At 38.5% G+C, this 22,309-nt stretch carries 17 protein-coding genes and 1 tRNA gene; 13 read left to right on the forward strand and 5 right to left on the reverse strand.

Translation table 11 applies throughout. The features are described from left to right. Positions 1-65: 65 nt before the first annotated feature. The gene (gene msbA, locus Q9M50_08475; protein MDQ7090666.1) at positions 66-1,832 is read right to left on the reverse strand and encodes a lipid A export permease/ATP-binding protein MsbA; all 1,767 of its coding nucleotides are present in this window, start codon (positions 1,830-1,832) and stop codon (positions 66-68) included. Positions 1,833-1,935: 103 nt separating this feature from the next. Between msbA and nth the strand changes: the two genes are divergently transcribed. The 7 genes from nth to Q9M50_08510 all read left to right on the forward strand — a co-directional run bounded on the left by nth (position 1,936) and on the right by Q9M50_08510 (position 13,067). Then, on the forward strand, positions 1,936-2,571 hold the full coding sequence (gene nth / locus Q9M50_08480; protein ID MDQ7090667.1) for an endonuclease III: 636 nt from the start codon (positions 1,936-1,938) through the stop codon (positions 2,569-2,571). Positions 2,572-2,706: 135 nt separating this feature from the next. Further along, entirely contained in the window at positions 2,707-3,294 is a 588-nt protein-coding gene (locus Q9M50_08485; GenBank protein ID MDQ7090668.1) for a hypothetical protein, read from the forward strand. A gap of 98 nt (positions 3,295-3,392) precedes the next feature. Next, positions 3,393-4,244, forward strand: a complete 852-nt coding sequence (locus tag Q9M50_08490) for a DUF692 domain-containing protein (protein MDQ7090669.1) — start codon at positions 3,393-3,395, stop codon at positions 4,242-4,244. Further along, the gene (locus tag Q9M50_08495; protein MDQ7090670.1) at positions 4,225-5,001 is read left to right on the forward strand and encodes a putative DNA-binding domain-containing protein; all 777 of its coding nucleotides are present in this window, start codon (positions 4,225-4,227) and stop codon (positions 4,999-5,001) included. The genes Q9M50_08490 and Q9M50_08495 overlap by 20 nt, the downstream gene beginning before the upstream one ends. 710 nt (positions 5,002-5,711) lie before the next feature. Next, positions 5,712-7,268, forward strand: a complete 1,557-nt coding sequence (locus tag Q9M50_08500) for a ShlB/FhaC/HecB family hemolysin secretion/activation protein (GenBank protein MDQ7090671.1) — start codon at positions 5,712-5,714, stop codon at positions 7,266-7,268. A gap of 24 nt (positions 7,269-7,292) precedes the next feature. Next, complete coding sequence (locus Q9M50_08505) at positions 7,293-11,693, forward strand: filamentous hemagglutinin N-terminal domain-containing protein (GenBank protein MDQ7090672.1); 4,401 nt, start codon at positions 7,293-7,295, stop codon at positions 11,691-11,693. A gap of 12 nt (positions 11,694-11,705) precedes the next feature. Then, entirely contained in the window at positions 11,706-13,067 is a 1,362-nt protein-coding gene (locus Q9M50_08510; protein MDQ7090673.1) for a FecR family protein, read from the forward strand. A 299-nt stretch (positions 13,068-13,366) separates the two neighbouring features. Here the strand turns inward: Q9M50_08510 and thiS are convergent, their stop codons facing one another. The 4 genes from thiS to Q9M50_08530 all read right to left on the reverse strand — a co-directional run bounded on the left by thiS (position 13,367) and on the right by Q9M50_08530 (position 16,542). Beyond that, on the reverse strand, positions 13,367-14,344 hold the full coding sequence (thiS, locus tag Q9M50_08515; GenBank protein MDQ7090674.1) for a sulfur carrier protein ThiS: 978 nt from the start codon (positions 14,342-14,344) through the stop codon (positions 13,367-13,369). Between the two features lie 15 nt (positions 14,345-14,359). Continuing rightward, a complete protein-coding gene (gene aroG, locus Q9M50_08520; GenBank protein ID MDQ7090675.1) occupies positions 14,360-15,430 on the reverse strand; it encodes a 3-deoxy-7-phosphoheptulonate synthase AroG in 1,071 nt (356 codons plus the stop codon). A 71-nt stretch (positions 15,431-15,501) separates the two neighbouring features. Beyond that, on the reverse strand, positions 15,502-16,137 hold the full coding sequence (locus Q9M50_08525; protein MDQ7090676.1) for an EF-hand domain-containing protein: 636 nt from the start codon (positions 16,135-16,137) through the stop codon (positions 15,502-15,504). 138 nt (positions 16,138-16,275) lie between these two features. Then, positions 16,276-16,542, reverse strand: coding sequence for a YhbY family RNA-binding protein (locus Q9M50_08530; protein MDQ7090677.1), 267 nt, complete (start codon positions 16,540-16,542; stop codon positions 16,276-16,278). Between the two features lie 50 nt (positions 16,543-16,592). On the opposite strand from Q9M50_08530, the gene rlmE reads away from it, so the two are divergent. The 6 genes from rlmE (at position 16,593) to Q9M50_08560 (ending at position 22,244) form a co-directional block, all read left to right on the forward strand. Continuing rightward, a complete protein-coding gene (gene rlmE / locus Q9M50_08535; protein MDQ7090678.1) occupies positions 16,593-17,210 on the forward strand; it encodes a 23S rRNA (uridine(2552)-2'-O)-methyltransferase RlmE in 618 nt (205 codons plus the stop codon). A gap of 173 nt (positions 17,211-17,383) precedes the next feature. Further along, positions 17,384-19,312 (forward strand): ATP-dependent zinc metalloprotease FtsH, encoded by a 1,929-nt coding sequence (gene ftsH, locus Q9M50_08540; protein MDQ7090679.1) that lies wholly within the window; start codon positions 17,384-17,386, stop codon positions 19,310-19,312. A 115-nt stretch (positions 19,313-19,427) separates the two neighbouring features. Then, positions 19,428-20,765, forward strand: a complete 1,338-nt coding sequence (glmM, locus tag Q9M50_08545; GenBank protein MDQ7090680.1) for a phosphoglucosamine mutase — start codon at positions 19,428-19,430, stop codon at positions 20,763-20,765. 55 nt (positions 20,766-20,820) lie between these two features. Then, positions 20,821-21,567: a triose-phosphate isomerase gene (gene tpiA, locus Q9M50_08550; GenBank protein ID MDQ7090681.1), complete on the forward strand. Its 747-nt coding sequence runs from the start codon at positions 20,821-20,823 to the stop codon at positions 21,565-21,567. Positions 21,568-21,581: 14 nt separating this feature from the next. Then, positions 21,582-22,148, forward strand: a complete 567-nt coding sequence (gene secG / locus Q9M50_08555) for a preprotein translocase subunit SecG (GenBank protein MDQ7090682.1) — start codon at positions 21,582-21,584, stop codon at positions 22,146-22,148. Positions 22,149-22,159: 11 nt separating this feature from the next. After that, positions 22,160-22,244, forward strand: a tRNA-Leu gene (locus Q9M50_08560). Positions 22,245-22,309 lie beyond the last annotated feature (65 nt).

Here is a 22,309-nt window from a genome sequence, read left to right on the forward strand (position 1 = left end):
TAATCACATCGCCCCGTTGGGTTATATCTAATCTTCCTTCCTACTATAAAAAATAAAACGCTTTATTATTGCTTAAATTGCACCCCATATAAACGCGCATAAGCCCCTTGTTTTTCTAATAAGGTTTGGTGGGTTCCTCGCTCTACAATTTCACCCTCATCAATCACTAAAATCAAATCAGCATGTTCAATGGTTGATAAACGATGAGCAATCACTAATGAGGTTCGTCCTTGCATCACTTCTGTTAATGCCTGTTGAATGTGGCGTTCAGACTCGGCATCTAAAGCCGAAGTCGCTTCATCTAAAATCAATACGGGGGCATCTTTTAATAACGCCCGCGCAATGGCTAAGCGTTGTTTTTGTCCCCCTGATAATTTAACCCCATTTTCACCAATTTTAGTTTCAAAGCCTTTATCCATTTTAGTGATAAACTCGAAGGCATACGCACGTTTAACCGCTTGTGTAATTTCATCCTCGGTTGCATCCGCTAAGGCCCCATAAGCAATATTATTACTCACACTGTCATTAAACAACGTGACCTGCTGAGTCACCAGCGCAATTTGTTGCCTTAAATTATCAAGTTGATAGTCATCAATACTCACCCCATCTAATAATATTTTACCTTTTTGAGGGGAGTAAAACCGCAGAGCTAAATTCGTTACCGTACTTTTACCGCCCCCCGATGCACCGACTAGCGCAACGGTTTGTCCTTGTTTAACTTTAAAGCTAATGTTTTTTAACGCTAATTCTTGACTATTAGGGTATGAAAAACTCACATTCTTAAATTCTATCACCCCATTCGCCCTCTCAACGCGGTAGCTTCCCTTATCAACTTCTTCCTCTTCATCAAGCACTGCAAATAAGCTTTCTGCCGCTGCAATGCCTTTTTGAATATTACTATTCGCCTCACTCAACTGGCGTACAGGTTTAGGGAGAAAGAAAGCAGCGGTTAAATAACTGACAAACTCGCCCGCACTGGCATCTTCCATAATATACAACGCGAGATACATCAGCGATGATAAAGAAATACCAATGAGCAACTGTAAGAGTGGATTATGAATCGCCATTGTCGTCGCTAATTTTAAACTTTGCCGCCGATTAAAATCACTCCCCGTAAAAAAACGCTGCTTTTCATAGTCTTTGCCCGAATAACTACGAACCACACGATGTCCGTTAACCATTTCCGAAGTAATATGCGAGATATTACCAACAGACTCTTGAATTAATTTACTCAATCGCCGTAACCGTTTACTCACATAAGCCACCATCCATACAATAATCGGCGATACACACATAAACACTAACGACAATTGCCATTGACTGTAAAATAAATAAATTAACAAACCAATCACCGTTAAGCCTTCGCGGACAAAGGTACGTACCGCATCGGTGGTTGCTTGAGTCACTTCATTCACATTATGTGTAATCAGTGACATTAAATAACCACTGTTTTTAGAATCAAAATAAGCCGTGGGTAATTGCGTATACTTATTAAAAATATGGCAACGTAAGGTATGAATAACATTTGTAGAAACTTTAGCTAAAAAATACGTGCCTAAATACGTTCCGATCCCTCTAACAATGATAATTAACAATAAAAAAGCAGGGAGCATCATCATCGCTTCTTTATTTTTAGATTGTAACGTGTCAACAATATATTGAATTAAAGCGGCAAATAAGGGTTGCGTTGCGGCATAGGTTAAATAGCCAAAAACACTAATCGTAAATGCCTTCCAAAACGGTAAAACATAACTAAAGAGACGCTGATAACTTTTAACAGCACTTTCGGTACTTTCTATATTTTCTGTATTTTTGGGCTTTGATTTCGCCATTATGAATCCATTTGTTAATTTTTTTACACGCAAAATGCCTGCTTACTAAAAGTTAAGTGTAAACTAAAATACTGTTAAATTATTTGTTTATTCGCTCACTTTTATGAACCCACAAAAACGTCACACTATTTTTGAACGTCTTGCGATTGCCATTCCAGAACCAACCACCGAATTAAATTACCAAAGTCACTTTGAATTATTAATCGCCGTTGTTTTATCGGCACAATCAACCGATAAAGGGGTTAATAAAGCGACCGCTAAATTATTTGCGGTGGCAAATACCCCTCAAGCTATTTATGATTTGGGCTTGGATAGACTAAAAAATCATATAAAAACCATTGGCTTATACAATAATAAAGCGGCCAATATTATAAAACTCTGTCAGACCTTATTAACCCAACACCAAGGGGAAGTCCCAACGACCCGTGAAGCCTTAGAAGCCTTAGCAGGGGTCGGTCGAAAAACAGCCAATGTTATTTTAAATACTGCTTTTGGACAACCCACAATCGCAGTCGATACTCATATTTTTAGAGTGTCTAATCGGATTCCGTTAGCAACAGGCAAAAATGTCTTAGAAGTTGAAAAAAAACTTGAAAAAAACGTTCCAAAAAAATATAAACACGATGCCCACCACTTGCTTATTTTGCATGGTCGTTATACTTGCATTGCTAGAAAGCCACGCTGTCAAAGCTGTGTTATTAGTGACTTATGTGAATATAAGGAAAAAATAATAGATTAAGATAGTCATTAAAGCATCATATAAGGTACAATTAACCAGCATACTTTGAGAGCTTGAAGTAGCCTGTCAAGTAATAATAATAACGCACTTGGCTTAAATTAATCTTAGTACTAACAACCAATTTGAGAGATATTTATGAAAAAATTAAAAGCATCTATTGTAACAACAGCGGTTATTTCTGCTTTCGGCGCAACCACAGCAGCCCATGCTGAAGCCAACCCATTTTCAGTAACAGAGTTATCTGAAGGCTATATGCAGCTTGCAGCAGCCGATACAAAAGCGACAACACCGGCTAAAAATGTAAAATCTAAAAAAGCAGATGGTGCCTGCGGTGAAGGTAAGTGCGGCAACATGATGGAAGATGGAAAAATGAAAAAAGGTCAGGAAGCCAAATGTGGTGAAATGATGAAAGGCAAGGAAGGCAAATGTGGAATGAAAAAAAAGAAAGATTGTAAAGGTAAAGGTAAAGCCAAAGAAGGTAAATGCGGCGACATGATGAAAGGCAAGGAAGGCAAATGTGGCATGGATAAAAAAGCAGGTGCTAACGCTAAAGAAGGTAAATGTGGTGAAGGCAAATGCGGCGGCATGATGAAAGATGGCAAAATGAAAAAAGGCCAAGAAGCAGCATGTGGCGAAATGATGAAAGGTAAAGAAGGTAAATGTGGTATGGATAAAAAAGCAGCTGATGTAAAAGCTACTGATAAAAAAACAGATAAAAAATAATCTTTACTACAGGATAGCTAAACCTTAGTTATCTTTTCTTAAGATAGCGGCAAATAGTCGATAAGATTATTTGCCGCCCTAATTAAAAAGGTGTTCAGATGGACACAACTCTCAACCTTGTTCAAGGTTCAGGTCTTGGTCTAAGACGTTCGTTCTTAACGGACATTATCAATAACCCCGTCTCTGATGTCGATTTTTATGAAGTGGCTCCCGAAAACTGGATTACCCTCGGCGGTAAATTAGGGAAACAATTTCGAGCAATGACCGAGCGTTATGATTTTGTATGTCACGGTTTATCACTCTCTATTGGAAGTAGTGATCCTTTAGATGAAGTTTTTGTCGGTCAAGTCAAAGACTTTATGAAAACCCATCAAATAAAATTTTACAGCGAACATTTAAGTTATTGCAGTTCTGAAGGCCATTTATACGATTTAATGCCGATTCCGTTTACCAGCGAAGCCGTCACCCATGTGGCGAATCGAATTAAACGAGTACAAGACATCTTAGAACAAAAAATAGCCATTGAAAACGTTTCTTATTATGCTGAACCTGGCAAAGAAATGAATGAAATTGATTTTTTTAATGCGGTTGTTACCGAAGCGGATTGTGATATCTTACTGGATATTAATAATATCTACGTTAATAGTGTTAATCACGGCTATGATGCTGAAAACTTTTTAAAAGCGATTCCTGCCAAACGCATCGCTTATGCTCATATTGCAGGGCATTACGTTGAAGCGGATGATTTTTTAGTCGATACGCATGGAGCAACGATTATTGATCCTGTTTGGAAACTGTTAGGTAAAGCCTACGAATTATATGGCGTTTTTCCTACCTTATTAGAGCGTGATTTTAATATTCCCGCCTTAGATGAATTAGTTAAAGAAGTACAGACGATTAAAACAATACAAAATTCGTGGAGTGTCGAGCATGACCGATTGCTTGCCTAGTCGTCAAGGTGTAGATTTTAAAGCGACACAGCTTGCGTTTGCGGCCTATATTAAAGATCCCTTTAATAATCCAGCCCCAGCCGATGTCAAACCGCAACGGATGAATATCTACCGAGAATTATTTTTTAATAATGTTTCGGGGTTTTTAAGTAGTAATTTTCCCGTTTTAAATAAAATTTTAACCGAAGCCCAATGGCTTGAACTCGCTCAAGACTTCTTTGCAAACCATCGAAGTGAATCGCCTTATTTTTCTGAAATCCCTGAAGAATTTTTAGCCTATTTACAAGATGAGCGGAATAATCCGAATGATTATCCCTTTATGCTGGAGCTGGCTCATTATGAATGGGTTGAAATGGCCTTATCCATCGCCACAGACTCATTACCCGCTTTGGTTGAATGCGATCATGACAATTTATTACACCAATCACTGAGACTCTCTCCCTTAGCGTGGTCTTTGGCTTACCAATATCCTGTTCAGAAAATATCCCCTGATTTTTTACCCCTAGAACCTCCAGCACAAGCCACGTATTTAATCGTTTATCGTGATTGGGAGGATGATGTCCACTTTATTCAAACCACCCCCGTTACCTTTCGATTATTACAGTTATTAGACGAAGATTCAACGCTTTTAGTCGATGCGTGTTTACAGAAAATTGGCCTAGAAATGAACCTAACTAATATCGATAGCTTAGTAAACAATGGGCTTGAGACCCTTAAAAGTTTAATTAGAAAAGGAATTCTTTTTATAGAAAAGTAAGAAAATCAGGCATCCTTCATTTAACTAAGTAGGGCTACCAACTTAAGACGGGACACGGTTAAGCCCAATTTGCCCCGTCTTAAGTTGGTAGCCAAAAGTAAGAAAATCATAAAAAATATTCTTTATCTAATCTTTTTTAAAGAAAGACTGAATTTTTTGTTAGGTAATCGGAGTGCAATGCTTTGTTACATAATAATTTTCTTAAAATGCGAACAAAATAACAGACGGCGCGCATTAAATAATATAGTCTTAAGAGCAATACCTTCGCCAAATATATAGAGTAAGGAACGCCATTTTAATAATACCCGAAACTACACATTGGTTTACGCAATAAAACATATAAATCATGAAGAACATGAAGTTTTAATGATTTTTCTTCATGAACTTCATGTTCTTCATGGTAAAAATATATTTTAAGTTTCGGGTATTATTTAGTTCTCATTCCTAAGTTGAAATGTCATTTTAAAAATTTGTAACCGATTGATTTTATTAGACCTAAAATATTATATTTTGGAAGATTTTGGCTCAAAATTCAAATTGGCGAAAGTCTTGTAAAAGATATTCCGCCTTAATTAAAATTATTGAGCCGATTTAATTTCTGACGTTAAAACAGCTTTGGGTTGCTCTACATTTTTATCTTAACCCTTTTATTATCCTTCTAAGTTTAATTTATCACCCTGAATAATTGTTGTTATAAAGGGGTATAACCTATGTTAAAAAATCTATTGTTTACAGTAATTATTAATTTTTTTTTAATTACACTTTGTTACGCCGCCCCCGCTCCTCAAGAAATTAATTTTTTTGTTAAAGAATTTTATATTCAAGGAGAGAGTCCTCTAACAATAGAAAAAATAAATGATTTTTTAAAGCCCTACCAAAATCAACACTATACCTTAGAACGATTAAATCAAGTTGCAAGTGCCTTAGAAGAACGTATTCGTACTGGAGGTTATTCTTTTTATCGCATTATATTACCGCCTCAAACACTCACGGATGAAAAGATTCAATTAAAAATTATTTCATTTGTCGTCAATCGCATTAATATAAAAGGCAATAAAGAATTTAGCCAGACCAATATTTTAAGCAGTGTCCCCCCTTTGATACAAGGACAATCCCCTAATACCGACACGCTTTCAGATGCCCTTAAACTATCAAACCGTCATCCGTTTAAAAAAATAAAAGTCACCTTTAAGCAAAGTGAGAATGACTCCGATAAAATTGATGCCACGATTACGGTCAAGGAAAAACGCCCTTACCAAGCATTTTTAATTTTTAATAACACGGGAACCAATAAAACAGGACAGTTTAGAGTTACAGCCGCCCTACAACACGGTAATTTATGGGGTCTTGACCATCAAATGAGTGTCAGCTATACCACATCACCCGATCATATTGATACCGTCAAACAATATGGGGTTAATTACAGTTTACCCTTGTACCGATTAAAGGGAATATTAAGTACTTATTATGCGTTTTCTGATGTTGACAATGGCATTATTGCTAACGATTTTTCAGTGACAGGCTCTGGAGAAATGTATGGATTACATTATCAACAGTTTCTACCGCGATGGGGGTTATATGAACATTCTATGGGAATAGGCATCGACAATCGTTTTTTTATTAATGATGTTAAGTTTTTAGAAACCCCGATTGGCAATAGCATTCGTAGTGTTCCGATCAGTCTTTTATATAAAGGCGAGTACCCGTGGAAAAATGCCAAAATTGATTTTCATCTGCAGTGGGTAGGTAATACAGGCTGGGGCGGCCATAATCGCGATAGCCATTACCAGGAATCACGCTTCAATGCCCAACACGATTGGCATTTATTTCGTTATGGGGCGAATGTAAGTACAAATTTTAAAGAATGGTTATTTAAAGTAAGTTTAACTGGCCAATACAGTGATGAACCCATTATTTCAGGTGAACAGTTAGGCATTGGGGGACGTTACAGTGTCAGAGGCTATAATGAACGTGAAACCAGTGCTGATAGTGGGCAGGTTGTTAATTTAGAAGTGTATACCCCTCATTTATACGGCGTTAATTTATTAGCTTTTTATGATTATGGCTATGGCCATCAACAAAATGTCGTCGAAGGTGAAGTAAAAAATTGGGTATTAAGTAGTGTAGGTGTAGGAATTCGCTGGCAATGGAAAGGCACTGTTTTTGCAACACTAGATCTAGCCCATGCCTTAGATAAAAATGTTCAAATCGAAGGAACACAACGAAGCACAAATAGTGCTCATGCAAGTTTAGTCTTCCGTTTTTAAGAAAAAAGGTAACGAGGTATCGTCATGAAACTAAAAAAAGTAACTAAAAACACTGCATTTTTTAAGATGAATGCCATCAGAACGGCGATATTACTCATTATTTTTCAAAATGGAGCCTATGCTAATCCTAATGGCGCGGCTATTATTAAGGGTCAAGTTTCTATTAACCGCTCATTGGAAAATATAACCACGATTACCAATAGCCCGAATGCAATTGTTAACTGGCAAAATTTTAATATTTCTCAAAATGAAATCACCCGTTTTATTCAACAAAATAGCCAAAGTGCGGTTTTAAATCGCGTTATTGGGCAAAATCCGAGTCAAATTTTAGGGCAACTGGTTTCTAATGGGCAGGTTTTTTTAATTAATCCGAATGGAATTGTCTTTGGCGCAAATTCTGTAATTGATACTCAAGGATTAGTTGCATCAACGCTTAACTTGAGTAATCAAGATTTTTTAAACGGCAATTATCATTTTGTCGCGGGTAATAATGCGGGGAGCATTCTTAATCAAGGCATTATTCGTGCAGGCGAAGACGGTAATATTATTTTAATTGCCCCTGATATAAAAAACAGTGGTCTTATTTCTACGGAAGGTGGGCAAATCACCTTAGCCGCTGGGTCTGAATTAACGCTTACAAATTTAGATTCCCCTGAAATTCAGTTTCAAATCCAAGCCCCTGAAAATAAAGTTTTAAATATGGGGAAAGTTTTGACCCAAGGCGGGGCTATTAATTTATTTGCGGGCAGTATTCATCATAGCGGTGATTTAAATGCCAACAGTGTAACCATTGATAAAAATGGCAATATTAAACTCGTTGCTTTAGGCGATATTAATCTCTCGGAAGAAAGTTTAATCACTGCGAATAATGCAAACAACGCAGGCAACATTTCAGTTGTAAGTGACTCAGGCACAACCACGGTTTCAGGCACACTCGAAGCGAAAGCAAAACAGGGTGGAAAGATTCATTTATTAGGTGAGCAGGTGGGTTTATTTGATAAAGCCACTATTGATGTCAGTGGGGTTGACCAAGGGGGTGAGGTTTTAGTGGGGGGCGATTTTCAAGGTAAAAATAACGCGATTAAAAATGCGTCAGCGGTTTATACAGGAAAAGAGACTCAAATTCACGCCGATGGAATCACCCAAGGTAGTGCAGGGAAAGTCATTGTCTGGGCAGATAAAACCGCTAATATACATGGCGAAATTAGTGCTAAAGGCGGTGAAATATCAGGGAATGGTGGTTTTGTGGAAACCTCAGCAAAAGAACACCTTACTATCACGCAATCCCCTAATATTTCGTCAAAAGATGGAAATACGGGTGAATGGTTAATTGATCCGAATAATATTACGATTGTTGCAGGATCTGGAACCACAAATATTAATGCAAGTGACCCTTTTACCCCAACAGGGACTAGCTCTCAATTAGGGGTTGATTTAATAGAAAGTTCTTTAAATGGCGGGGCTAATGTTAGCATCATAACCAGTGCTGTAGGAACTGATAGTAATATAACGTTATCCGTCCCCTTAGAGTTAGGTAGTACTATAGGGACTAATACCCTAACTCTTGAAGCGCATAATGATATTATCTTAAACCAAAATATCAATGATCCTATAGCCCCTAATAATCAACAGTTAACCCTAAATTTAATTGCCGATAGTGATGGGGATGCGAATGGAGTCATTCAAATTGGGAATCTTGTAACCCTTGATACTAATGGGGGCTTAATTGATGCGAAAACCGCTGGCTCAGGTAAAATTTTCATTCTTGAAAATGCAACCATTAACGCGCCTTTATTAGCCAAAGAAATTAATATTTCCCCTACATCGACTGCCAGCATTAATTTTAATAATACTGTCACCGCAGATGCTTTAAATATTAATGATGGTCAACTCAATATCAATAACACGACAACCGTTAAAAATTTAAATTGGGATAGTACTTTAGGCTCAATAATAACGACAACAGGGGCAGGAACACTTAATTTAATAGGAAATAGTGTATTCAAGTCTGACACCGGTGTTATCGATTTTAAAGGCTCAGGACTAACAGTTAACAATACTGGAACGGTCATCTATAGTAGTGCCACAGGAAATGATAAATTATTTAAAATCACAAATGGAGCTACTTTTAATAATCAAACAGGTGCAGTTTTTGAATTTGCGGATGATTCAGATATAGCCAGTAGTAGCGGCACAAGTTTCTTTAATAATAAAGGAACGTTGCGTAAAACAGGGGGGACTAACGATAGTGTTATTGGTTTAGATAATATTATTGAATTAAATACATTTACAGGCAGTAAAATTGACGTACAAACAGGCACGTTAACCAGTAAAACAACCTTTACCAATCATGGCATTATTAACACCACTGCTAATAGCTCTTTTGGCGTTGCAAGTAGTACTTTTACTAATAGCTCAACAGGCACATTACAAGGTAGTGGAACATTTAACGCACTCGCATCAGGCTTGCAAAATGACGGGACTATTTCTCCAGGTGAATCATCTACAGAAGTTTTAAATATAAAAGGGAGTTTAAATTTAGGGACTACATCAGTTATAGATATAGAAATAGAAGGAAATAATGCCGCTATCCCTCAGTTTGATCAAATTAATGTAACAGGTAATATCAACTTAGGAGGCACATTCAATGTAACCTTACCTACTGCTTTTGACCCTACACCCTTTAATTTTAAAATTATAAGCAGTACAGCTGGGAATATCAGTAATACATTTGATACGCTCAATGCCCCCTTTAGTTATAGCATGACTCCAACTTACAATACCAAGGACGTTATACTCTCAGGATTTACATTTAACGGTAACCTTTTTTGGGATAATGATAATAATAATGGACTTTGGAGTGATCCTCAAAACTGGAATACTAATTTTTCACCCGAATCAGGTAATACCGTTACTATTGATAAAGACAGTAGCTTAGTTACTTTAGACAGTGGTAATTATGATATTGATACGTTAATCAGTAATCAAAACCTATCGATTACTAATAATGGAAAACTTATTGTACAAAGTGGACTCAGTGGAACGGGTCAAATAGATATTAACCCAACAGGAACACTTGAATTACAAGGTGCAGGTCTTCATACATTAGCTCTTAATAACAACGGTTCACTCATTAAAACGAATACAGGCGATGTACTATTAACGGGTAATGTGACCAATGATACCAATGGGTTATTTGATATTCAAGAAGGAAATTTATTTATCGAACTACCCATAGAAACCGAATGGGTAAATCAGGGATTAATTAAAACCGCTAGTGGTACCAAATTTGGTGTTTCCGCTTCAAGTGGATCGGCTCAATTAACGAATGAAGGAACGTTAAGTGGCTTTGGAACATTTGTCATAGACAACGTTTTAAATAACGGAATCCTAAGCCCTGGGGCCTCACCTAGTACACTCACATTTACGGATGATCTAACCTTATCAACATCCTCAAGCATTAACATAGAACTTGCAGGCACATCATTAACGGACTATGACCACATTAACATTGGCAGTAAAGCCATCTTAGAGGGGTCACTCAACATTACTGAAATTGAGGGGTTTACACCCACAACAGATGCCTCTTTTTCCTTAATTAACTGTGGTACGGCCTGTTCTGGAAGTTTTAAGACAACTGGCCTACCCTCTGCTGATTATACAGCGACAGTCACCCCTAAAAGTTTAGGTTCACAATTTACAGCCCCTGCTGTTGTTGATCCTGTTGTTACACCCATTGATCCTGTAGTTGTACCTGTTGACCCTATTGTGGTTGATCCTGTGGTTGTACCTATTGATCCTATTGATCCTATTGTTATTGACCCAGTAATTACACCTGTTGACCCTATTATTACACCTATTGATCCTGTTGTTATTGACCCAGTAATTACACCTGTTGACCCTATTATTACACCTATTGATCCTGTTGTTATTGACCCAGTAATTACACCTGTGGATCCTATTATTATACCCATTGATCCTGTTGTTATTGACCCAGTAATTACACCTGTGGATCCTATTATTATACCCATTGATCCTGTTGTTATTGACCCAGTAATTACACCTGTGGATCCTATTATTATACCCATTGATCCTGTTGTTACACCTGTTGTTATTACTCCTGTTATTGCGCCTATTGATCCTATCGTTGAACCCATTATTAGTTCAGTTATTGACCCAAAACATGCCTCTATTTTTCAACCTAAAAAAGAAACAGAACTAACTCGCACCCCCATCAGCCCAGAATCCAATGTTATCCCACTAATCGACAATGGAAGCTTTCAACTCACCGAATCAAAGAAAACGTACCTTGATCAAAGAAAAACTAAAACAACCACCGAAGATGAAGAAAAAGACTACGCCTTAGAACAATGCAATGCCAGTAATAGTGATAGCCATAACAATACCGTTGGTATAGCCAATTAAGCGGGTAAAAAAATGAACATCAAAAAAATCATCCTATTGATCGTACTATCACTGATGCTACAACGACTACATGCAGCCGAGCCTATAGGAAAAGTAAGCTTCGTTCGTGGCAGCGTTGCAGCGATACTCGCCAATAAAGAATCCAGACTCCTTGGAAAAGATACTCCCATTTATCAAGGCGATAACATCCAAACCTCTGCCCGAAGTTTTGTCATTATTATATTTAATGATGGCACAAAAATTACAGTACGACCCGATAGCAGTTTCAGTATCAACGAATACAGCAATCAGCAAACAAAACAATCGGTAAAAATGGAACTCCATAAAGGAGGGATTCGGGCTAATAGTGGTGAAATATCCAAAGACGACCCGACTAAATTTCAAATAAAAACGCCCTTAACAACAGTCAATGCTAAACAAGCAGATTACTCCGTCAGGTTATGTACAAATGACTGCGAAGAAGAATCTAAACGCCTTAAAAATAAAAAACCAACCAAAGCAAACCTTGTTGTTGCCCGTGTTGCCAAAATTAAGGGAAACGTAACCGCTGAAAATAGTAAGCCCCCCGCCAAACAACGACGCTTAGTGGTCGGATCGCCCTTATACAGTGGCGACCAATTAAGCAGTCAAAAAAATAGCTCTGCGGTAATTGCCTTTCGGGACGGCGAGCGCATTACTGTAGAAGCAAAAACAGAGTATGTTATTAAACAGTACCAATACCAACAAGAAAATCAAGAGGATAAGGTCATTCATAAGCTTATCGTGGGCGGAATGCGTGTTTTAACAGGAAAAATTGGCAAAGTAAAAAAAGAAAATTATAAAATTAACACCCCTGTTGCCACCATTGGCATTCGAGGCACAGGCTTTGACTTATATTATATTGACGAAGAGGGGCTTTATAGCTACGTTTGGCAAGGCACCATTGACCAAACCAATGAAGCAGGCGATAACATTTTAACTATTTTAAAAAGTAGTTATATTGCCAATGAACACAGTATTATGAAAACCTTACCTAAGCTCCCAACTAAGCTCTTACAAAATTTGCCGTTACGACCTGATAAAATTTCTATCAACCAAGAAAAACTTTTTAAAACCAATTCATTAAAAGGCGTTCCCGCAGGACTCTATGTCACCGTTCATGATGGCTATGTCCGCCTAGGTTCATCAGAATTGGATTTGGGGAAAAATGAAACAGGCTATGTTAATGACAATAAGAAAATAATCCGCTTAGAATTACAACTGTTTCAAGAAGAAGACCCTTACCCATTACCCTCAAATTTTGACCCACTGAACGCTAAAATTGGAAAATATTCATTACTTGTCGATAAATACACCTCGAGTTCAGCCTCGACTTATGAGTGTGTCGCTGAATAATTTTTTAACTCAGCTACTAACCTAATAACATTCACCTCATTTTAATAATATTTTAGGTGGCTTCTTTGTTATTTACATATTTATTGGATAGATGGTATCAACCGTCCTAAACAAAACGGTTGATAATGCTTACGCGGCTACAAAGGAAAAAAAGACGATACAGCCCGCGTTGCTTTTCTTTTTAAGCGGTATCTCAGATGTTGATTAATGACTTAGAAAAAAATAAACGCATTAAGAGGTGTAGATACCATAGGTTCTCTTTGTAAAGAGAACCCAGCTAACTAAAACTTAATTCATTTTTACAAAAATAAACCATCAATAGGGGACGAAGCGGATGCAAAGCGTTTTCTAGCCATTCGACCCGCTAAAAAGGCTTCTCGTCCTGCTTGAATGCCTTTTTTCATTGCGGATGCCATTAAGACAGGGTTTTGTGCGGCAGCAATGGCGGTATTCATTAAGACACCATCACAACCTAACTCCATTGCAATCGCGGCATCTGATGCGGTTCCAACACCTGCATCAACCAAAATAGGAACGGTGGCATTTTCAACAATCGTTAAAATATTATAAGGATTGCGAATACCTAATCCCGAACCAATCGGCGCGGCTAATGGCATGACAGCAACACAGCCAATATCTTCTAACCGTTTGGCTGCAATCGGGTCATCATTGGTATACACCATGACATCAAAACCATCCTTAACTAATAATTCAGCCGCCCCAAATGTTTCAGCCACATCAGGAAACAAGGTTTTTTGATCGGCCAATACTTCGAGTTTAACTAAGTTATGACCGCCTAATAATTCACGTCCTAAACGACAGGTTCTCACCGCGTCTTCAGCGGTAAAACAGCCGGCTGTATTGGGTAAAATGGTATATTTATCAGGTGAGATAACATCTAATAAGTTAGGTTCGTTCGGGTTTTGGCCAATATTGGTACGTCGAATCGCTACGGTAACAATTTCCGCGCCACTGGCTTCAATCGCAAAACGAGTTTCCTCTAAATCTTTATATTTTCCCGTTCCGACTAATAATCGTGAATTAAAAACACGATCACCAATTGTAAAACGATCGGACTCACCGCCTCCAATAGCGTGTACAATCTCTAATTTATCATCCGCCGCAACACATTGCTGTGTATAACGATCAAAGGGTAAAATTTCTTTATTTAGTTCGACAGCAATACGCTTGCCAATCAAGCCTAAATCAGCGATAACATCCGCAACCGTGGCGTTTTCACCATAATCACGACGATCACCATTGATAAAAATATTCATAATTATAAACTCGGTTTAAATTTTTAGGGCTCTACGTTTTTGTACGGCACTCGCCAATTTTTTTAATAAGAGGACACTGTCATCCCAGCCTAAACACGCATCGGTAATACTTTTCCCATATTCAAGGGCATCACCTGAAGAATGGTCTTGTCGGCCTGCGGTTAAATGACTTTCAACCATGACCCCCATAATACGATGATCGCCGCCTGCGATTTGACTTCCGACTTCATCCGCGACAACGAGTTGGCGGTGATACTGCTTTAAACAATTAGCATGACTAAAATCAATCATAATATTCTGATTTAAATTTGCCTTTTCCAAGCCTTCGGCAACTTGCTCGACACTCACGGCATCATAATTAGGGCGATCATTTCCGCCTCTAAGAATAATATGAACGTCTTCATTACCTGTTGTTGAAAAAATGGCGGAATGCCCTGACTTAGTTACCGATAAAAAATGATGCCGACTCATAGCCGCCCCAATGGCATCAATAGCAATTTTAATCGATCCATCCGTTGCATTTTTAAAGCCAACAGGTGATGAAATTCCCGACGCTAATTCACGATGAACTTGGCTTTCGGTGGTTCTTGCACCAATAGCTCCCCATGCGATTAAATCAGCAACATACTGAGGCGTAATTAAATCAAGATATTCGGTTGCCGCAGGAACCCCGATACTATTTATATCTAAGAGTAACTTACGTGCAATATGCAACCCTTTATTAATATCAAAAGCATCATTAAGGTCAGGGTCATTAATAAGCCCTTTCCAGCCAACCGTTGTTCGTGGTTTTTCAAAATAGACACGCATGACAATCAATAAATCATCCTGCAATTCATCTTTAATGGCTTTCAAGCGATGGGCATATTCGCAGGCCGCTTTGGGGTCATGAATAGAACAAGGGCCAATAATCACTAATAAACGATCATCATTCCCTTGCAAAATAGTATGGGTATCGGTTCGGGTTGCCAACACTGTTTTAGCTGCAATTTCAGTGAGGGGCATATCGGTTTGAAGCTGATCAGGCGAGATAACCTCTTTAGTCTCGGTAATCCTCAAATCATCCGTTGTATAATTACTTTGCATAATGGTTAAGTCAGTGTTAATGCTGTAAAAATGATAAAACCAAGCATTTTAACCGTTTTAGTCAAAGGAAGTTATTTAATTTCACGTTGGCGTTTTTTATTTTTACGCCCCGCATCAATTTCTTTTTTAGTGACAATTTGATCTTTATCACGATCTAAACGATTAAATAATCGGTCAAAGGCTTTATTTTTTTCATCCTCACTAATTTTTCCATCACCATCAACATCAATACCTTGAAATAAGGGCGGTAAATTTGAGCCTTTACCTTTTTTAGGTTTTTTATGAAATAGCTCGTCGGCGGTGAGTTTTCCGTCATTATTTTTATCGAACTCTAAAAACTTTTTTTCATTACGCTTAATACGGGGGACTAAAAATTCTTCCAAGCTAATAGCGTTATCCTTATCACTGTCTAAATTGGAAAATTTTTTATTTTTATTTTTATCCTGTCGCCGTTGACGATTTTGCTCTAATTCTTTAACCGTGACAGTTTCATCTTCATTTTTATCCATACGTTGAAAGCGTCTATCCATCGCCGCTTTAAACTCTTCCTTCGTTACTTTGCCATCTTTATCAGTATCAAACTTTTTTAAAAACCCCCGCTTAACTTTTGCTTTTTGTTCTTTCTTATCCGAATCTGCCTGTACAGGAAGTTGCACTAACAGCATTGAACCTAAAAAAAGGCTGCTTAAAACAATAAATTTTTTCATAAATATCCCCTTAATAATGGGTAAAGATTACGTTAATTTAGATAAACTTAAATTGATGTCGCCAAAAAAGCCGTTGGGCTTCCTAGATTATGGCAACATCAATCGTTTGTTTTCAGTTTAATCCCATTGACAAATGGATTATTTATCGGGATTATGTCGATAGATAATTGTAATTTGCCCTATCGTTTGAATCAACTCCGCTTTTGTATCAAGACAAATTTGGAGGCCTATTTGTTTTCGTAATTCACGTTCAGCGCGAATTTTTATCTTAATAAGCTCATGAGCCGCTAAAGCGGATTCAATTTCCGTTAAAACGGCGGGTGTCAATCCTGATTGACCGATCATGACCACAGGTTTTAAGCTGTGCGCTTTAGCTCTTAGTTTTCTCTTATCCGTAGAATCCACGCATAACCTCATAAATTAAAATAAAATAAAAGCTACTATAACAAATAAATATGGCCCGAAGCAAAAGCAGTAAACAATGGTTACAAGAACATTTTAATGATGAATATGTTAAACAAGCCCAGACACTGGGTTATCGTTCTCGTGCGACCTTTAAATTAATTGAGATTCAAGAAAAAGATAAAATCATTAAATCTGGGATGAATGTCATTGATTTAGGCGCAGCTCCTGGCGGCTGGTCTCAATATGTTCGCAAAATTATCGGTCAAAAAAATAAAATTATTGCCTTGGATATTCTGGCAATAGACCCTTTAGACGGGGTTGATTTTATTCAAGGTGACTTTACAAATGACACTGTTTTAGATGAACTCAACGCCATGCTTGACGGGGCGGTGATTAATGTGGTCTTATCTGATATGGCACCTAATTTAAGTGGTAACAAAAGCACGGATCAAGCCCGTGGGTTGTATTTAGCTGAATTAGCCTTAGACACAGCAAAAAACACATTGAATCAAGGCGGAACATTTTTAGTTAAAGTCTTTCAAGGTGCAGGATTTGATGATTATCATCAACAAGTTAAACAGCTATTCAACTCCGTCGTGATTAGGAAGCCAAAAGCGTCCCGTGCGCGAAGTAACGAGGTTTATATTTTAGCGAAAGGCTTTAAATAAATTTAATTGCCCTTATATTGGAATGAACTAAAGGGATTAGAAAACCCAAGCTGTACTACAGGCGATTGTTTAAAACTATCGTCTTGATTAAAAGTCAGGCTTAATTCCTGATATAATTACTCTGTATTTTTTTTAACGAGGCCGTCCCGTAAGGAGCGAGTAACTTGAGCGATATGTTTAAAAATTTAATTTTATGGGTTGTCATTGCGGTCGTATTAATGTCCGTATTCAACAGTTTTGGTTCACGACCCAATCAGAATGATTCGTCGTTATCCTATTCTCAATTTATTGATTCTGTTAAGGCAGGACAGGTCCAACAAGTCATCATTGATGACGATAATATTATTAAAGGCCGAATGCAAACGGGGGAGAAATTTAAAACGTATGCCCCAAGTGACCCGCATTTAATTGATGATTTACTGGCGAGTGGTGTTGAAATTAAAGCACAACCCCCAGAGCAAACCTCAATGCTGATGCAAATATTTATTTCTTTTGGGCCTATTTTATTGCTGATTGCCGTTTGGATTTTCTTCATGCGCCAAATGCAAGGTGGCGGTGGCATGGGCGGTAAAGGGGCGATGGGTTTTGGAAAAAGTAAAGCACGAATGCTTGAAGAAGACCAAATCAAAGTCACCTTTGCCGATGTTGCAGGTTGCGACGAAGCCAAAGAAGAAGTTGAAGAAATGGTTGATTTTCTTAAAGACCCTTCAAAATATCAAAAATTAGGCGGTCAAGTGCCTCATGGCGCATTAATGATTGGCCCACCAGGAACAGGGAAAACCCTACTTGCAAGAGCGATTGCGGGGGAAGCTAAAGTTCCATTTTTCACTATTTCAGGTTCTGATTTTGTAGAAATGTTTGTCGGTGTTGGAGCGTCGCGTGTTCGAGATATGTTTGAACAAGCGAAAAAACATGCACCCTGCATTATTTTTATTGATGAAATTGATGCCGTGGGTCGCCAACGGGGTGCAGGTTTAGGCGGTGGCAATGATGAACGCGAACAAACCTTAAACCAACTTTTAGTTGAAATGGATGGTTTTGAAGGCAATGAAGGTATTATTGTTATTGCAGCGACTAACCGTGCTGATGTTTTAGACAGTGCGTTATTGCGTCCTGGTCGTTTTGACCGTCAAATAAATGTCGGTTTACCTGACATTAAGGGTCGTGAACAAATTCTTGCGGTTCACATGAAAAAACTGCCTATTGATAAAGATGTCATTACTAAATACTTAGCGCAAGGAACCCCAGGGTTTTCAGGCGCGGATTTAGCCAACTTAGTCAATGAAGCCGCCTTATTTGCAGCACGTATCAATAAACGTATTGTGAGTATGGTCGATTTTGAACGGGCTAAAGATAAACTGATTATGGGTGTTGAAAGACATACGATGGTCATGGATGAAAAAGAAAAGAAAATGACGGCCTATCATGAAGCCGGTCATGCTATTGTTGGTCGTATTGTTCCAGATCATGATCCTGTTTACAAAATCAGTATTATGCCTCGGGGTCAAGCTTTAGGGGTAACGATGTTTTTACCTGAAAAAGACCAATACAGTGCCAGTAAACGTAAACTTGATAGTATGATTTCCAGTCTTTATGGGGGCCGTATTGCCGAAGATCAAATTTTTGGTTGGGAAGAAGTTTCAACGGGTGCCTCTAATGATATAGAACGTGCAACTGAAATTGCCCGTAATATGGTGACAAAATGGGGCTTATCACAACGACTCGGGCCTTTGGCTTATAGTGAGGAAGAAGGGGAAGTCTTTTTAGGTCGCTCGGTTACGCAACACAAATCAGTAGCTGAAGAAACTTCGCACAATATTGATGATGAAATTCGTGTCATTATCAATAGAAACTATCAACGTTCTGAGAAAATTCTTAAAGAAAATGTTGATATTCTTCATGCAATGGCCGATGCGCTAATGAAGTATGAAACCATTGATAAGTATCAAATTGAAGATTTGATGTGTCGCAAACCTGTTAGAGAACCTCAAGGCTGGGATGATACCCCTACACCGCCTAATGATGGGGTGGAAATCAATGAAAAACGAGAAGAGAAAAAAAAGCCTAAGCCTTCGGTAGGTGGTGAAGCTAAACAAAATTAGGTCGGCTAATGGGGTCTATTTATCAGGTATAAATAGACCCACTAGGCAATTAACATAATTTTTGAAAGGAGAGGATTGCCTCTCCTTTTTTTATGGGTTAAAAATAATAGAAACTATGTCAAAAAAATATTTTGGTACGGATGGTATTCGCGGAAAAGTGGGTGAATATCCCATTACGGCTGACTTTGCCTTAAAATTAGGCTGGGCGATTGGGCGTGTATTTGCCGAAGAGGGTAAAAACTTTGTTCTTATTGGTAAAGATACGCGTATTTCAGGCTATATGTTTGAATCTGCCTTAGAGGCAGGCTTATCCGCGGCGGGGGTTAATACCCATTTATTAGGCCCAATGCCAACTCCTGCGATTGCTTATTTAACCCGTACCTTAAGAGCGCGGGCAGGTATTGTTATTAGTGCTTCCCATAACCCTTATTATGATAATGGGGTTAAGTTTTTTTCAACCGATGGGACTAAATTAGCGGATGCACTTGAACATAAAATAGAACGGTATATTGATAAACCTATTATTACAGTCGAGTCTTCAAAGCTAGGTAAGGCAAAACGCGTAGAAGATGCCGCAGGACGGTATATTGAATTTTGTAAATCGACCGTACCCACTACGCTGAGCCTAAAAGGACTTAATATTGTGGTTGATTGTGCCAATGGAGCCACTTATCATATTGCTCCCTGTGTATTTGAAGAATTAGGGGCCAATGTCACCAGTATCGGGGTCTCACCGAATGGGTTGAACATTAACCACGCCTGTGGTGCAACTCAGCCGCAACAATTGGCCAAAACAGTCATAGAGCAAAAAGCAGATCTAGGGATCGCTTTAGATGGGGATGGCGACCGACTCATTATGGTGGATCATAAAGGGGAGATTGTTGATGGGGATGAATTAATTTACATTATCGCTAAATCTAGATTAAAACAAGGTCATCAGGAAGCGATCGTTGGGACATTGATGTCCAATCTGGGTATGGAACATGCGTTAGAAAAATTAGGGCTTAGCTTACTACGGGCTAATGTCGGTGATCGCTATGTTTTGGAAATTTTAAAGCAGAATAACGCATTGCTCGGTGGTGAAGGCTCAGGGCATATTATTTGCTTAGATAAAACCACAACAGGGGATGGTATTGTTGCAGCATTGCAAATTTTAACGGAAATTCAACAAACAGGGCTTGATTTACATACCTTAAAACAAGGAATGCAGAAATACCCTCAAGTTCTTCTTAATATTAAGGTCGCAAGACGAGTTAATCCTTTAGAAATCCCTGCGATTCAAAAAGCAGTTGTCGCGGTTGAAAAAGCGTTAGGTCATGACGGGCGTGTACTTTTAAGAGCGTCGGGAACAGAACCTTTAATTCGGGTTATGGTTGAAGGAAAAGACATGAAAAAAGTCAACGATTATGCACAACAATTAGCCGATGAAGTGAAAAATGCAATTAACGCTTGAATTACAAAGCATTAGCCTATATCATTGCTGGTTTGATTTTGTCTTGGAGTAAGTAATGCGTCAGTCTCTAATCATGGGAAACTGGAAAATGAACGGCTCAGCCGAAAGTGCTAAATCGCTATGTAATGCGATTATAGAAGGGTTGAATGCAGGGGATGCAGGCATTGCAGTTTGCGCGCCTTATGTTTATTTAGCAGACCTTCAAGCGTTAACAGCAAAGAGTCCTTTAGCTGTGGGTGCACAAAATGTCGCAGACCAAGCATCAGGGGCTTACACGGGTGAGATTTCAAGCTCAATGCTGAAAGAATTTGGGTGTAAATACGCACTCGTAGGTCATTCAGAACGTCGTTCTTATTATGGCGATACCGATGCCTCTGTTGCGGCTCGTTTTTGTGAAGCACAAACACAAGGTATAATTCCTGTTTTATGTATTGGTGAAACGTTAGACGAACGTAAAGCCAATGAGACCTTTAATGTGGTCAATAGACAGTTAGATGCCGTTATTGAAAAAGCAGGCATTGAAGCCTTAAGTAATGCTGTTATTGCTTATGAACCTGTTTGGGCTATTGGTACGGGTGTAACCGCCTCTGATGACCAAGCACAAGAAGTTCATAAAGCAATTCGTGAGCGTATTGCCGCAAAAAATCAAACCATTGCGGATAAAATTCAAATTTTATACGGTGGAAGTATGAAACCTGCGAATGCTAAAGGATTATTAGGCATGGCAGATATTGACGGTGGTTTAATTGGTGGCGCATCCTTAGATGCTCAATCCTTTTTAGATATTTATCATTCAGTTTAAATAGATTTAGGTTTATGTATCAACTAATCATTATTGTTCATGTATTATTAGGGCTTAGCGTAGTCGGTCTTATTTTAATGCAGCAGGGCAAAGGGGCCGATGCGGGCGCTGCATTTGCAGGCGGTTCAGGGTCTGTTTTTGGCGCACAAGGTGCCGCCTCCTTTTTGTCACGAGCAACGGCTATTCTCGCAGCTTTGTTTTTTACAACCAGTTTAGGGTTAGCCGTTTTAAGTGGTTATGAGAATAAACCTGATGACTTAATGGAACAACCTGTTATAGAAACACTTGTTGAAGATGTTCCTTTAATGGGGGTCAATAAACCCAGTGCTGAAAGTATCCCTGTTATTGCACCGGTTAATGAAGTCCCTGTTGTTCCAAGTTCTATTGAAGACACCGCTGTTTCGGTTGAGCCTGTCGTTAACACAGTCGTCGAATCGGTTACAGAAACAACAAGTGAACCACAGCAAGTTGTTGAACCCAATGTACCTGTTGTTAATAATGTAGAAACAACGGATGCTGTTGAATCAATCGTACCGACCCCCTCTGTTGAAGAAACAACCGAAATAGTTACACAACCTTAAAAAAGATAAAAGCCGATGTGGTGAAATTGGTAGACACGCTACCTTGAGGGGGTAGTGGCGTAAGCTGTGCCGGTTCAAGTCCGGCCATCGGCACCATTATTAAATAAAAAACCAGCTTAATCGCTGGTTTTTTTTATGTCAAAAATAATTTTAATCAAATC

The sequence above is a fragment of the Methylococcales bacterium genome, assembly GCA_030949405.1.
In the GTDB taxonomy this organism is placed as follows: Bacteria; Pseudomonadota; Gammaproteobacteria; order Methylococcales; family Methylomonadaceae; genus WTBX01.